This is a genomic window from Phormidium yuhuli AB48 (assembly GCF_023983615.1).
GTDB classification, from domain to species: domain Bacteria; phylum Cyanobacteriota; class Cyanobacteriia; order Cyanobacteriales; family Geitlerinemataceae; genus Sodalinema; species Sodalinema yuhuli.
On sequence record NZ_CP098611.1, the window covers coordinates 2422101 to 2434950 of the forward strand.

Consider the following 12850-nt stretch of genomic DNA (forward strand, 5'->3'; position numbering starts at 1 on the left):
TCAATCCCTAGGCCTTCAAGAAGCAAGCTTAGCAGAAGCCAACGCCAATGCCATTTGTTGGGTACAGCGGTGAATCCATTCCACCTCATTTTCTTGAATAGCATTGGGACTTTTCCATTGCAGAGAGGCCAAGGCCAGAAGTTGCTTACGGAAGACCACCGGCAACACTAAATGAGCTTTCACCCCTGTAGATTGATAACTTTCGAGTTGCCCTAATTCTGCATCTCCGGCAACGTTCGCCACCCCTTGCACCATTTGACTGGCGATCGCCTCTTGGGCCAAGGGATCATCCCCGAGGTCAATTCTCTCGTCTTGGCCGTAACAGACCGGACTACCGGCTAGGTCACTCCCATCCATCAGTTGCAAAATGCAACTGTCAGCCTGAAAGTTCTCTCCCAGAGCATCGGCAATCGGTTGTAGCGATGATTCAATATCCGTTGAAGTTTGGGCCACGTCCATGAGGGTGGCGAGTACCGCCATCTGGGCCTGAGACCATTCGAGTTCCTCGGTTTTCTGTTTCAGCAACTCATAGGTGTCGGCGGCCCGTTGGACCACCCCTCGTAACTCATTGGGGTCCCAAGGTTTAGTGATATATTTATAGACCTGTCCAGAGTTGATCGCCTCGACTAAGTCTTCAATATCCGTAAAACCCGTCAGAATAATCCGGACTGTATTGGGAAATTGAGTCACGGTTTTACTTAAAAACTCCGTGCCTTTCATCTCCGGCATCCGTTGATCCGAGACGATCACCGCCACTTCGCCCTCTTTCTCCAGAACCTCCAGGGCCTGGATGCCACTTTCAGCTTTATAAACCTGAAATTCTCGGCGAAAGGTGCGATAGAGCAAATCTAAATTATCTGGTTCATCGTCAACCACCAGCATTTTCGGTTTTTTGGGTCGCATCGAAGTCCTCAATCGAGTCTTTACATCATCAAGTTCTGGCATGGCAAGTTCTGGCATGGTATGGATTGTACCTACCTCCATTTGGACAGTTGGTTCCTGATCGAACCGGAACCCTCTCCTCTCCCTTGCTTGGAGACAGTCAAGTCCCTGATCTATGATACTTTGCCAAGTGGGCGATCGCGAAACTCAGATCTATGACCAGACAAATCTTTAATATCTGCCCAAACGCATCGAGTCTCGACCCCTCCAGATTAACCGCTTCTGTGAACCTCTTGACAAGGAGACCCCAATGGACGTCATTCCCGCAATTGATTTATTAGGTGGCCGTTGTGTCCGCCTTTACCAAGGAGACTATGAACAGTCGCAAACCTTTAGTGAAGATCCTGTAGCCATGGCGCAACAATGGCAAGACCAAGGAGCGAGTCGCCTCCATTTGGTCGATCTCGACGGGGCCAAGGAAGGTCGTCCTGAAAATAGCACTGTCATTGAAGCCATTACCCGTCGGCTATCCATTCCCGTCCAACTTGGGGGTGGCCTGCGCGATCGCGAGACAGTGGCCCGAGTCTTAGACTGTGGCGTTGAACGTGCCATTCTCGGAACCGCTGCCGTGGAACAGCCTCAATTGGTTCAACAACTCTGTCAGGAATTTCCAGGACAGATTGCCGTGGGGATTGATGCTCGTGACGGCTCAGTCGCCACCCGTGGCTGGCTGGAAACCTCAGAAGTTAAAGCCACAGATTTAGCACAACAGATGGCTGATTATGGGGTAGCCGCTATCATCTATACGGACATTCACCGAGATGGAACCCTCAGGGGTCCCAATCGTGAGGCCTTGCGAGAGTTGGCCGAGGCCATCTCCGTTCCGGTCATTGCCTCAGGTGGCATGAGTTCGGTCTCTGATGTATTGGGGTTACTCTCCCTGGAATCCTTGGGGGTAACCGGGGCAATTATCGGCCGGGCCCTCTATACGGGAGATATATCGCTCCAAGAGGCCGTTCGGGCCGTGGGTGAGGGACGTTGGCAAGACGTGCCACCGGACTTAGGATCCTCGGCTCTAGCTTAAGGATGCCGGGGAATCTCGGGAGTGTGCAGACCCGGAGATTCAGAGCCGTGAGAGTGTCGCTGGGGTCGTCGTTGGGGTTGCCGATGCCGCAGACTGCCCCGGCGGAAGTTTTGCTCCAACCATTGACGGAATTTATCTTCAATGGCGAAGGCTTCCCGCTCAAAGACGTTCTCTTTATACACCAGATCCGCTCGCTTGTACTCCCGGAAATATTCATGACCAAAGGCGTGGAGTCCTCCGAGGTCTTCAGATTGGCGCACATGGACTAACTCGTGAGCCAGAAGCACCAGTTGTTCGGGATCCTCGGGGGTATACGGCTGATGGATATAAATCCGGTTCCCATAGACCTGAGCATTGGATGAGCCGACATCAAGCCGCAGGTTAGCTCCCACCCAGTTATCAATCAGTTGGACCTCATAGACGACCTCAACGCGATCGACTAAATCGCCAAAAAAAGGGCGTAGATATCGCTTCTGAGAGAGGGTGAGGGCAGATCCATAAGGATACTGATGGTGCATAATTTGGGCGATCGCCTGGTAGGATACGGCTCCTAGACGAATTAAAACCGGTTTGGGCAGACCTTCCGGGACTTTGCCGGCGCAAATCTGGCCGAGCAGAGTATGACTCGATAGGCAGGAAACAATCGTCTGTTCCGATACTGACCAACCGGACAAGACGACCGTCAAACAGCTAAAAAAACTCAGCAATCCCACCGCTAGGCGGTGGTGTAAGCGCCTTAACCTCACTCGTGAACGACTTTGAGGATGTCGTCTTATGTCTGAGCGGCGGCTCTGACGGGAATGGAGGGTTAACCGAGGCGATGGCATTTCAGTCTTCAATCTGGGTGGGCGGGACAAACTGGGTTATCGAGTCTTACCAGGTCATGCGTCCTCCGGTAGGACAGAAAGCTGGGGTTCAACTCTAGAGTCTGACCTCAGTTGAATGAGCATTACAATCTATCCCCCTACTTATGATAAACAGAGACACTGTCTCGTGATCCTGTTCCTTTTCTTGAACCTATGACGATCGCCTATCACAAAACGTTCCAAATCGTGTTGAGTTTGTAGAAATGTTAAGTTTTTTGGGGTATCCTAAATCACAACCCACTGATGGACGAGCCTCCTTGGGCTGAAGTCCCTCAAAATGACGCAATACTCATCGATAACGAATCAGGACTCCTTCACCTAACGCACCTTTTTCTACTACAATACAATCCAATCCAAAATTCATTCACATCCGACTCGTTCTTACATGACTCAAGCCAATCCTGAAACTGTCACAAACCCATCGCAAACACAGGATAAAACAATTCCATTTTTGCCCGTCAAGGAGCTATCTCCAGCACAATGGTCAACCCAGATGTTTATCCAAGAGCATCAAATCCCAGGGATTCCCGTTGTTTTACGCCATGGGGTCTCTGAACCGGAATGGAACCTGGAATATTTGGAATCAAAAATTGGCTCAGAAAAATTCCTCTGTCGCTTTTATGGTCAGGAGCGACAAACCCTTGACAAACGTAAATGGCAAACGATCGGCAGTGGGATTGCCGCCAAATGTCTCTCCTTTTTCGAGTATGCGAGCCTAGTGCGATCGGGAGAAGCCCACCGTGACGATATTTATTTAGCCAAATGTCCCCTAGCCACAACATCACTGGCCAACTCCCCCAGCCTGCAAGCCCTTGGTCCTCAATTTAATCTCCACAAAGCCATGACCGACTTCAATCTTTGGGCTGGAGCCGGTGGTCATGTTGAAAGTCTACACTACGACACCTTTGACGGAACCTTGATTCAATTATCCGGACAAAAACGGGTCGTCTTATTTCCTCCCGCCCAACTTTCTAATCTTTATCCCTTTCCCCTGATGGGACATCTACACCATGGCTTAAAACTACGGTCTTGGTTCAGCCAAGTCTATCCAGACAAACCTGATTTTGAGACATTTCCTGGTCTAGAGGAAGCCTTTAAACACCGCTATGAAGTCATTTTAAATCCAGGGGATGTTCTCTATCTTCCGGTTGGCTGGTGGCATGAAGTGAGTGCATTAGGAGAGGGATTTGTCTGTTCAGCCAACCGATTTTGGGCCGTGTTCCCCCGTCGCCGGGTTCTATCTCAATGGAGTTCCTGGCGTACCTATTTTGCCTTTTTATTATCCATGCCCTTCATGAGTCTTAAGTTTGCTCAAGCCCTCATGAAACCCAACCGCAAGGAAGAAGTCGAGAAAGTAATACGGATGTTTTAAGAGACCGTTGAGAGGAGGTTCAAAACAGGTCCATATGGGCGATCGCCATGGCTGAGGAATGAAGCCGGGTCTCAATCCACATCAATCCGGGCCACATGAAACCCCATCACACATTGATAATGACGACCCGAGCGATCGCCACAGGAGTTGACCACCCGTCCACAATCGAGTTTTCCCCCACGCCAGCGCGGTTGTCCGTTGTGGTCAGCCAACAGGCAGCTTTGACAAACTTGACAGGTGGGTAACAGGGAATTGTCCGTTAAAATCACAACCATGATTCCAAGACCTCCAAAACGGGATTAACGCTGACCTGACTCCATTGTAGGCCCTACATCCGCCCCTGGGCGATCGCTCATCTCCCGAGTCCCAGCGCCCTTCACCTAACCATCGAAACAGGCTACAATCAGGAGTTCAGGCCCCCAGAATCCCCCCCCTAACACGTGTAACCCGTCGTCAGCCGACGCACCCAGACGATTTAACTCAATCATGACTCAGACTAACTTAGACTTCCTGGCCGCCAGTGATCCCACCTTAGCGGAGATCCTCAACTCAGAACTGCAACGCCAGCGGGATCACCTAGAACTCATCGCCAGCGAAAACTTCACCTCCGCTGCGGTTCTCGCGGCCCAAGGCTCAGTTCTCACCAATAAATACGCCGAAGGCCTACCCAAAAAACGCTACTACGGTGGCTGTGAACATGTCGATCGCGCCGAACAACTAGCCATCGACCGAGCCAAAGCATTATTTGGGGCAGCCCACGCCAACGTTCAGCCCCATTCCGGCGCCCAAGCCAATTTTGCCGTTTTCCTGACCTTACTGAAGCCAGGAGACACCATTATGGGCATGGATTTGTCTCATGGGGGTCACCTCACCCATGGCTCCCCAGTCAATGTCTCCGGGAAATGGTTTAACGTCCACCATTATGGCGTCAGCCAAGACAGCGAAGAACTCGACTACGAAAACATCCGTCAACTGGCCCTCAAGCACCGGCCTAAACTCCTCATTTGCGGCTACTCCGCCTACCCTCGCACCATCCACTTCGACAAATTCCGGGCCATTGCCGACGAAGTCGGAGCCTACCTCCTCGCCGACATTGCCCATATCGCCGGACTCGTCGCCAGTGGTCATCACCCCAACCCCCTCCCCCATTGTCACGTGGTCACCACCACCACCCATAAAACCCTACGAGGTCCCCGGGGAGGTCTGATTCTGACTCAGGATGCTGAGTTGGGTAAAAAACTCGATAAAGCTGTCTTCCCCGGTAGCCAAGGGGGTCCCTTGGAACATGTCATCGCCGCCAAAGCTGTCGCGTTTGGGGAAGCCCTGAAACCCGAATTTAAAACCTATTCGGCACAAGTGATTGAGAATGCCCAGGCCATGGCCCGGCAACTTCAGGAACGGGGTCTCAAAATTGTCTCCAATGGCACCGACAACCATTTAATGCTGGTCGATTTGCGATCGGTGAAAATGACCGGGAAACGAGCCGACGCATTGGTGAGTGGGGTCAATATCACCGCCAACAAGAACACCGTTCCCTTCGATCCAGAATCACCCTTCGTTACCAGTGGCTTACGGTTAGGGTCTCCCGCCATGACCACTCGCGGCCTAGGTGTTGAGGACTTTAAGGAAATCGCCAACATCATCGCCGATCGCCTCCTCAACCCAGACGATGAGGCCGTCGCCAACACCTGCCGCCAACGGGTAGCTACCCTCTGTCAGCAGTTCCCGCTGTATCCACATTTACGGATTCCCGTCCCAGCTATGGCGTAGATTAAGTATCCGCGATAACAGAGTTTCTGGGCAGTCCAACCGGGCTGTCCTTTTTTTGCCTCTGAGACCGAGAAACCCTGGAATTTTTTCCCATCTCAAAACCGCCGTAACGTTCTATAGTCTTCGTTTTGAGAGCTTGACGTTTCCGGGATGGCTGAAATTTATCGGAAAGAATCATGGCAGAAGTCGTCGCGATCGCGGTACACTAAGCCCCATTGCTCCCACCCTAACCCTATCCTCGGGCTTCAACTCCAGATGCCGCAACATCTGTATCATCTGTTTGCCTTTCTCATTTCCGCAGCCATTGTTCTGATTACTACCCCCTGGGTGAAGGAACTGGGCCTGCGTAGTGGCCGAGTCGATATTCCCAATGATCGCAAAGTTCACGATCGCCCCATGGTTCGCTTGGGAGGAGTGTCAATTTTCCTCGGGACTCTCATGGCCCTACTTCTAATTTGGAAGTTAGGGGGATTTATTGACACCGACGGTCGTTATCTCGATCCCGCCACAGAATATGAAATTTGGGGAGTGACCATTGGCGGACTTCTCTTTTTCCTGATTGGTTTTGCCGATGATTTATTTAATCTCTCTGCCATTACTCGCCTCCTCTTACAAATGCTGGTGGCTAGCGTGGCCTGGTCTGTCTGTGGGGTCAGCATTGATTTTCTCACCATTCCCTTCCTGGGCTTAGTAGAATTACCCGGATTGGTGAGTTTACCGGTGACGGTAATTTGGCTGGTGGGAATGGCCAATGCGATTAACTGGATTGATGGACTCGACGGACTGGCGGCGGGAGTGTCTGGGATTGCAGCGGTGGTTCTGTTGGTGGTGAGCTTATTTATGGAACAACCGGCAGCTGCCCTGATTGCGGCGGCGTTAGCCGGAGGGGCCCTAGGATTTCTGCGCTATAACTTCAACCCAGCCCAAATTTTTATGGGGGATGGTGGGTCCTATTATCTCGGCTTTACCTTAGCCGGCGTCGGGGCGATCGGTTTGGTCAAGAGTACCGCCGTTACAGCGGTGTTACTTCCCTATATTATTTTGGCCGTGCCGATTTTTGATATGTCAGCGGTGATTGTCGATCGCCTCCGCAATGGCATTTCTCCCTTTGCGGCCGACAAGCGACATCTCCATCATCGCCTACTCAATGCCGGACTCTCCCATCGCTTCACGGTTCTGTTTATCTATGCCTTAACCCTCTGGGTGGGTGGCTTGGCCTTAGCCTTTGCCGGACTTCCCAGCGGCCAAGCCTATGCCTTAGCGGCCACCTCGTTGCTGGGCTATGTGGCTTGGAAGGCCTGGAACTATGCCCGTTAGAATTCCATAAATCTTAGATGAATTGCGTCATTTGCAAGCATGGACATACAGTCCCAGGAAAAACAACCGTGACCCTAGACCGGGATGGAGTGATCATCATCCTGAAAAACGTTCCCGCCGAAATTTGTGATAACTGTGGTGAGTATTATCTCAGTGATGAGACAACTCGGGTTATCCTCGAAGTTGCAGAACAGGCGATGGCCAAGGGAATTGACCTCGAAGTCCGTCAGTATGCTGCCTGTTGAGTCCGAGATCAATCCATGGAGACGGTCACAGCAGCAACGGCGATGAGCATATCATCGTTTTTATCCTCTAATTCCGCAATGGCTCGCCCCACCGTGACCATTCCCCCCGCCTCAAGCCGCAGGGTTTTGTGTCCAAAAGGCAACACCGCTAAGACCTCCTCCTGCCGAACCTGGTCAGGATAGGGAACCGCCACCTGAACATCAACATACATTTGATTGGGATGATCTAATCCCGCAACTTCCCAAACACCCGGTAGGGCATTATGGGCGATCGCATTACGAACCGCCCGGACTGCGGCCACGGTAGGATCCTGGCCATGTTGGTCAACTCCCATCCCCATCTCAATAATTAAACGTTTACGAGCCATGACATTCCCTGAACATTGACGCTATTGGGACAGTTTAGCCGAAAGTTCCCGCCAAAATGAGCAATTTTGCCAAAAATGGGTCGAAGAAACCCTCCTCCCAATTTCGGTTGCACTCACTGGGCAAGTTCGCCAAGATTTCCTATCTTAGTAATAGATAGCCGGAGCGACAAACATAACCATTATGAACTCTCTACCTCACACTGGACGCGAGAAAACCGATAACCCCCTCTGGGATTATGTGCAGTCCCTCTCCCCTGAGGCGATCGCCAAACTCTCCCAGCCCAACCCGGAAGTAGCCCAGGTGATGGAACGCTCGATCGCCGGAATGTTAGGAACGCTGCCCCCGGAAGGCTTCGATGTCGCCGTTACGACATCCCGGGAAAATCTCAGCAAACTCCTCGTCTCTGCCATGATGAACGGGTATTTCCTCAACAGTGCCCATCAGCGGATGGCCTTTGACCAGTCCTTACAAGCGGTTCAAATGGATGACAATGCTGATGGTGATGGGTAAGCCGCGCCCCGTGGCCCTTCCGGAGCTAATAGTTCAGCCAAAAACCTCTTCAGGATCTCCCGCCCAGCTCGAACGGCTGGGTGGGCGTAACGGCCTCGACAATCCCTATTTGTCGAGGCCGTGCTGTATCGATCAAATCTACTAAATCTACTACAGCTATCTGCGGCATAACGTTTGAAAAACGGTATCAAATACGACCAAGCCTTCGCCACCGGCTGTGATAGGGTGGCGAAAACTTTTCCCAGCGCTATTTACATGGCCACATCCGTCATCTGGCGTATTTTGATGACACACCCTAGGGCGGGGACTGGAAACCTCACCGTTAAATAAAGCCCTTGGGCTGCTTGGGAAAAGGTTTTGGTCTCATTAAAATATATCCATACATGGTTATTTCAGCTGTAGCAAAGTCGCTCAGTGACTGGGGCAGCCTGGGCTGTACCTCTTCGTCCCTGATGCTGCCCGGTCAGCCCTGCCAGGACTGTGGCACCATGCACTTTTCCGCCGATCACTCACTGTTCATGCAAACCATGCCCCAGGATCCAGTGGACATGGTGGATGACCTGATCAAAATGGGACTGTACAAGGACAGCCAGTTGCGGGCGGCGGATCGGGTGAATGCCCACGAGCTACGTAAGGCACTATTCCTAAAGCAGGTGGGGCGCGGCGATCCTCAGCGAGAGAAGCTGATTCTGGCGCTGTGCAAGCAGGCGGGGGGTCTGGAGAATGCCTTTGCAGCCGCCTTTGGCCCCCAGGCGGGGCTGTTCTTTGCCGACTCCATTCGCAATAGCGGGACCACCCGGCGGGAGTTCCTGCGCAACATGGCCGTGGGAGCGGCACTGGTGACCCTAGCAAGCTGTGGAGGCAACGGTGACCCTGCGACCCAGGATGCAGCGGATGCTCCTATCGATCCGAGCGCTCTAGAAAAGACCGATATTCAGGTGGGCTTCATCCCCATCACCTGTGCCACGCCGATCATCATGTCGGACCCCCTGGGTTTCTATGAGCGCTATGGTTTCAACGCTACCACCGTGAGAATGCCAAGCTGGGGGGCAGTGCGTGACTCGGCCATTGCTGGAGAACTGGACGCCTACCACATGCTGGCCCCCATGCCCATCGCCATGACCCTAGGGTTGGGGTCTCCCACCTTTGGCGTGCGGCTGGCCAGTATCCAGAACATCAATGGTCAGGCCATCACCATCGCTGAGCGGCACCGGGGCAACGTCAACGGCCCTGAGGATTTCCGAGGCTTCATCATTGGAGTCCCCTTTCCCTACTCCATGCACAACCTGCTGATTCGCTACTATCTGGCTACAGGCGGCCTCAACCCTGATACCGATGTGCAAATTCGCCCAGTGCCCCCCCCGGACAGCATCGCCCAGCTCATCGCGGGGGACATTGATGCCATGTTGATGCCGGATCCCTTTAACCAGCGGGCGGTATTTGAGGAAGCGGGCTTTATCTATATGCTCACCAAAGATCTATGGAATGGTCATCCCTGCTGTGCCTTCACCGCCAGCGATAACTGGATTGAAGCTAACCCCAACTCCTTCCGCGCCCTGAACAAGGCCATCCTTGAGGCGGCGGGCTATGCTCGCGATCCGGGCAACCGGGCTGAAATTGCGGCGGCGATCTCCGGTCGGGCCTACCTCAACCAGCCCCAGGAGGTGGTGGAAGCAGTGCTGACGGGTAACTTTGAGGATGGCTTGGGCAACACTCAATCGGTGCCCGATCGCATCGACTTTGACCCCCATCCCTGGCAGAGCTTTGCCAAGTGGATTTCCTCCCAACTGCTGCGCTGGGACTTGCAGGGCGACGGCCGAGTCTCTGAGGTGATCACCAGCGACACCTTTAACAGCATTGGCGAAGAGATCTTCCTGACTGACCTAGCGCGGGAGCTTGCTGAGGAGCTGGGGCAAAATCCGCCTGCTGAAAACTCACGGGAGGAGCAGCTAGCCTTTGATACCTTTGACCCCTCGGATCCAGCAGCCTACGTTCAGTCCCAGATTGATACCTTTGGCGTGTAGTGTTTCCAAAACTTGACTGACGCCTAGTTTCGATCTCTTGTGTTCTATGTATAGTGAGGTTCTGTTATGGCTGCAAGCTCTACGGCTACCTCGGCAGACTTGGTTCCTTCCCTAACCAAGGCTCCCTGGTGGAAAAGTGAAAATGTCAGGGCAGCAGGGTTGTTTGCCCTATCCCTGGGTTTGTTCCTGTTGCTGTGGGAAGTGGGGGCGCGATTTGACTGGTTTGTGCGGGGGGTACCCACCGCCACCGAGACTTTGAGTGAACTGTGGTGGTGGATTTCTAATCCGTTTTTCAATAACGGCCCCAACGATTTAGGGATTGGCTGGAACTTGCTGATTAGCCTGCGCCGGGTGGCCATTGGCTACATTGCCGCGTCGCTGCTGGCGGTGCCCCTGGGCATTTTGATTGGTATTTCCCCCGTCGCTCTGAAGGCCTTCAATCCCTATATCCAACTGCTGAAGCCGGTGTCGCCCCTGGCCTGGTTACCCCTAGGTCTGTACCTGTTGCGGGACTCTGGAAAAACGGGCATCTTCATTATCTTGATCTCCAGCATTTGGCCCACCCTGATCAACACCGCCTTTGGGGTGGCCAACGTCAACAGAGATTATCTAGAGGTAGCCGATACCCTGGGGGCATCCCGGCTACGCACCATCTTTAAGGTGATTATTCCAGCGGCGCTACCCAACATTATTTCAGGGCTGCGGATCAGCATGGGGATTGCCTGGCTGGTGATTGTGGCGGCGGAAATGCTGCTAGGTAGCGGGATGGGCTTCTTCATCTGGAACGAGTGGAACAACCTATCGATTCCCAACATTCTGGTGGCTATTCTCATCATCGGCTTGACGGGGTTAATTCTCGATAGCCTGTTCGCTGCTCTAGAAAAATTTGTTGCATTTGGTCGAAACTCATGAGTCTTGCTCCTACAAACATTACTGAGCCTTCGGCGGTGCGATCGCAAACTGCCCAGCTCTCCATCCGCAACGTGACTAAGGTCTTTCCAGGCAAAAAGGATCTGTTTAGCAAGCTAACGGGTAAGGCTCGCCGCAATTTTGTGGCCATCGAAGACATCAACCTGGAGATTGAACCCAACACCTTTGTCTCCATCATTGGCCCCTCCGGTTGCGGCAAGTCCACCCTGCTGAATATGATTGCAGGGCTAAGTTCCATCTCCGGCGGCGAAATCCTGCTGAATGGTTACCCCATTACTGGGCCAGGGCCAGACCGGGGTATGGTCTTCCAAAACTACGCCCTGATGCCCTGGATGACGGTGGAGGAGAATCTACGGTTTGCGGTGGAAACCGTTAATCCGAAGATGTCCAAGAAAAACCGCGATCGCATTATTAAAGAGCATATTCAGCTCGTCGGCCTAGCCGGGGCCGAAAAGAAGCACCCCCACGAGCTATCCGGCGGAATGCGCCAACGAGTTGGTATTGCCCGCGCCTTGGCCATCAATCCGCAAATTCTGCTGATGGATGAGCCATTTGGTGCCCTGGATGCCCTGACTCGCGGCTTTTTACAGGAGGAAGTGGAACGCATTTGGGAACAGCAGCGCAAAACGGTCATCATGATTACCCACAGCATTGAAGAGGCCCTGTTGCTGAGCGATCGCATCATTATGATGACCCGTGGCCCCGCCGCCCGCATCGACGAAATCCTGGAGGTCCCCTTCCCCCGTCCGCGTAAGCGCGAAACCATCGAGCAGCACCCCCTCTACCACGACCTTAAGGCCGAGATGGAGAGCCACCTCTACCGCGAAACCCGCGCCGTCGAGGAAGCCCGCATCCAGCGGTAGGCCGCTAATCTCCCTCCCCGTCGCTCAGGGACGTGAACTGTGCTATTCTGTCCTCCTTCTCCCTGGGGGAGAAGGGCGGGGGGTAAGGGCCAAGAGCAAAACATTTGACCGAGTTAACGTAGTTTAAGAGGTTTTATCATGACCGTTCCTGCAATTACCGAGACGCTATTAGCTGCCAAGAAAGCATCGGGCCTCAGCTTTGCTGACCTAGAAGCTAAAATCGGCTGCGACGAGGTTTGGATTGCCTCGGTGTTCTACCGTCAGGCCAGCGCCTCAGTGGAAGAAGCCACCAAAATCATTGAAGCTATCGGAGCTGACTCTTCTCTGATTGAACCCCTCACCGAATGCCCGGTGAAAGGTGGCCTAGATCCCGTGGTACCCACCGACCCCCTAATCTACCGCTTCTACGAAATCATGCAAGTCTACGGGATGCCCATCAAAGCCGTTGTCCATGAAAAGTTTGGCGACGGCATCATGAGCGCCATCGACTTCACCCTGGATGTGGAAAGAGAAGAAGATCCCAAGGGCGATCGCGTCAAGGTGATCATGAGCGGCAAGTTCCTGCCCTATAAGAAGTGGTAGGAGCTATGGATGCCCACTGATGCTGATGGGCACCGA

Annotated in this window: 14 protein-coding genes; 10 read left to right on the forward strand and 4 right to left on the reverse strand. The window is 53.2% G+C overall.

Annotated features, from left to right (window positions below; translation table 11 throughout):
• Positions 1-15 precede the first annotated feature (15 nt).
• Entirely contained in the window at positions 16-903 is an 888-nt protein-coding gene (locus NEA10_RS10390) for a response regulator (RefSeq protein WP_252659469.1), read from the reverse strand.
• 289 nt (positions 904-1192) lie between these two features.
• Here NEA10_RS10390 and hisA point away from each other — a divergent pair, with 289 nt between their 5' ends.
• The gene (gene hisA, locus NEA10_RS10395; RefSeq protein ID WP_252659477.1) at positions 1193-1966 is read left to right on the forward strand and encodes a 1-(5-phosphoribosyl)-5-[(5-phosphoribosylamino)methylideneamino]imidazole-4-carboxamide isomerase; all 774 of its coding nucleotides are present in this window, start codon (positions 1193-1195) and stop codon (positions 1964-1966) included.
• Here the strand turns inward: hisA and NEA10_RS10400 are convergent.
• Positions 1963-2793, reverse strand: a complete 831-nt coding sequence (locus NEA10_RS10400) for an eCIS core domain-containing protein (protein ID WP_252659479.1) — start codon at positions 2791-2793, stop codon at positions 1963-1965. The two genes, hisA and NEA10_RS10400, sit on opposite strands and share 4 nt — an antisense overlap.
• Positions 2794-3325: 532 nt before the next feature.
• On the opposite strand from NEA10_RS10400, the gene NEA10_RS10405 reads away from it, so the two are divergent.
• On the forward strand, positions 3326-4204 hold the full coding sequence (locus tag NEA10_RS10405; RefSeq protein WP_252659481.1) for a cupin-like domain-containing protein: 879 nt from the start codon (positions 3326-3328) through the stop codon (positions 4202-4204).
• A gap of 71 nt (positions 4205-4275) precedes the next feature.
• On the opposite strand, the gene NEA10_RS10410 is transcribed toward NEA10_RS10405, so the two are convergent.
• Positions 4276-4479 carry a hypothetical protein gene (locus tag NEA10_RS10410; RefSeq protein ID WP_252659483.1) on the reverse strand — a complete coding sequence of 68 codons (204 nt, stop codon included), beginning with the start codon at positions 4477-4479 and terminating at the stop codon, positions 4276-4278.
• Positions 4480-4690: 211 nt separating this feature from the next.
• Here NEA10_RS10410 and glyA point away from each other — a divergent pair, with 211 nt between their 5' ends.
• From glyA to NEA10_RS10425, 3 genes are all read left to right on the forward strand, one after another.
• The gene (gene glyA, locus NEA10_RS10415; RefSeq protein WP_252659485.1) at positions 4691-5974 is read left to right on the forward strand and encodes a serine hydroxymethyltransferase; all 1284 of its coding nucleotides are present in this window, start codon (positions 4691-4693) and stop codon (positions 5972-5974) included.
• A 255-nt stretch (positions 5975-6229) separates the two neighbouring features.
• Positions 6230-7291: a glycosyltransferase family 4 protein gene (locus tag NEA10_RS10420; RefSeq protein WP_252665334.1), complete on the forward strand. Its 1062-nt coding sequence runs from the start codon at positions 6230-6232 to the stop codon at positions 7289-7291.
• Positions 7292-7308: 17 nt separating this feature from the next.
• Positions 7309-7536 (forward strand): type II toxin-antitoxin system MqsA family antitoxin, encoded by a 228-nt coding sequence (locus tag NEA10_RS10425; RefSeq protein WP_374111749.1) that lies wholly within the window; start codon positions 7309-7311, stop codon positions 7534-7536.
• Between the two features lie 8 nt (positions 7537-7544).
• Here the strand turns inward: NEA10_RS10425 and NEA10_RS10430 are convergent, their stop codons facing one another.
• Positions 7545-7904: a Lin0512 family protein gene (locus NEA10_RS10430; RefSeq protein ID WP_252659489.1), complete on the reverse strand. Its 360-nt coding sequence runs from the start codon at positions 7902-7904 to the stop codon at positions 7545-7547.
• Positions 7905-8085: 181 nt separating this feature from the next.
• Here NEA10_RS10430 and NEA10_RS10435 point away from each other — a divergent pair, with 181 nt between their 5' ends.
• The 5 genes from NEA10_RS10435 to cynS all read left to right on the forward strand — a co-directional run bounded on the left by NEA10_RS10435 (position 8086) and on the right by cynS (position 12814).
• Positions 8086-8415: a DUF760 domain-containing protein gene (locus tag NEA10_RS10435; protein WP_252659491.1), complete on the forward strand. Its 330-nt coding sequence runs from the start codon at positions 8086-8088 to the stop codon at positions 8413-8415.
• A 527-nt stretch (positions 8416-8942) separates the two neighbouring features.
• Positions 8943-10439 carry an ABC transporter substrate-binding protein gene (locus NEA10_RS10440; RefSeq protein WP_252659493.1) on the forward strand — a complete coding sequence of 499 codons (1497 nt, stop codon included), beginning with the start codon at positions 8943-8945 and terminating at the stop codon, positions 10437-10439.
• 66 nt (positions 10440-10505) lie between these two features.
• Complete coding sequence (locus tag NEA10_RS10445; protein WP_252659501.1) at positions 10506-11351, forward strand: ABC transporter permease; 846 nt, start codon at positions 10506-10508, stop codon at positions 11349-11351.
• A complete protein-coding gene (locus tag NEA10_RS10450; RefSeq protein WP_252659503.1) occupies positions 11348-12232 on the forward strand; it encodes an ABC transporter ATP-binding protein in 885 nt (294 codons plus the stop codon). The genes NEA10_RS10445 and NEA10_RS10450 overlap by 4 nt, the downstream gene beginning before the upstream one ends.
• Positions 12233-12370: 138 nt before the next feature.
• Positions 12371-12814 carry a cyanase gene (cynS, locus tag NEA10_RS10455; protein ID WP_252659513.1) on the forward strand — a complete coding sequence of 148 codons (444 nt, stop codon included), beginning with the start codon at positions 12371-12373 and terminating at the stop codon, positions 12812-12814.
• The last annotated feature ends 36 nt before the right edge of the window (positions 12815-12850 follow it).

What these genes read in the sequence shown, in the direction of transcription:
- hisA (WP_252659477.1), top strand. Translation starts at nt 1,193, where the DNA reads ATGGACGTCATTCCCGCAATTGATTTATTAGGTGGCCGTTGTGTCCGC.
- glyA (WP_252659485.1), top strand. Translation starts at nt 4,691, where the DNA reads ATGACTCAGACTAACTTAGACTTCCTGGCCGCCAGTGATCCCACCTTA.
- NEA10_RS10440 (WP_252659493.1), top strand. Translation starts at nt 8,943, where the DNA reads ATGCCCCAGGATCCAGTGGACATGGTGGATGACCTGATCAAAATGGGA.
- NEA10_RS10420 (WP_252665334.1), top strand. Translation starts at nt 6,230, where the DNA reads ATGCCGCAACATCTGTATCATCTGTTTGCCTTTCTCATTTCCGCAGCC.
- NEA10_RS10435 (WP_252659491.1), top strand. Translation starts at nt 8,086, where the DNA reads ATGAACTCTCTACCTCACACTGGACGCGAGAAAACCGATAACCCCCTC.
- cynS (WP_252659513.1), top strand. Translation starts at nt 12,371, where the DNA reads ATGACCGTTCCTGCAATTACCGAGACGCTATTAGCTGCCAAGAAAGCA.
- NEA10_RS10445 (WP_252659501.1), top strand. Translation starts at nt 10,506, where the DNA reads ATGGCTGCAAGCTCTACGGCTACCTCGGCAGACTTGGTTCCTTCCCTA.
- NEA10_RS10410 (WP_252659483.1), bottom strand. Translation starts at nt 4,479, where the DNA reads ATGGTTGTGATTTTAACGGACAATTCCCTGTTACCCACCTGTCAAGTT.
- NEA10_RS10425 (WP_374111749.1), top strand. Translation starts at nt 7,309, where the DNA reads ATGAATTGCGTCATTTGCAAGCATGGACATACAGTCCCAGGAAAAACA.
- NEA10_RS10450 (WP_252659503.1), top strand. Translation starts at nt 11,348, where the DNA reads ATGAGTCTTGCTCCTACAAACATTACTGAGCCTTCGGCGGTGCGATCG.
- NEA10_RS10390 (WP_252659469.1), bottom strand. Translation starts at nt 903, where the DNA reads ATGCGACCCAAAAAACCGAAAATGCTGGTGGTTGACGATGAACCAGAT.
- NEA10_RS10405 (WP_252659481.1), top strand. Translation starts at nt 3,326, where the DNA reads ATGTTTATCCAAGAGCATCAAATCCCAGGGATTCCCGTTGTTTTACGC.
- NEA10_RS10400 (WP_252659479.1), bottom strand. Translation starts at nt 2,793, where the DNA reads ATGCCATCGCCTCGGTTAACCCTCCATTCCCGTCAGAGCCGCCGCTCA.
- NEA10_RS10430 (WP_252659489.1), bottom strand. Translation starts at nt 7,904, where the DNA reads ATGGCTCGTAAACGTTTAATTATTGAGATGGGGATGGGAGTTGACCAA.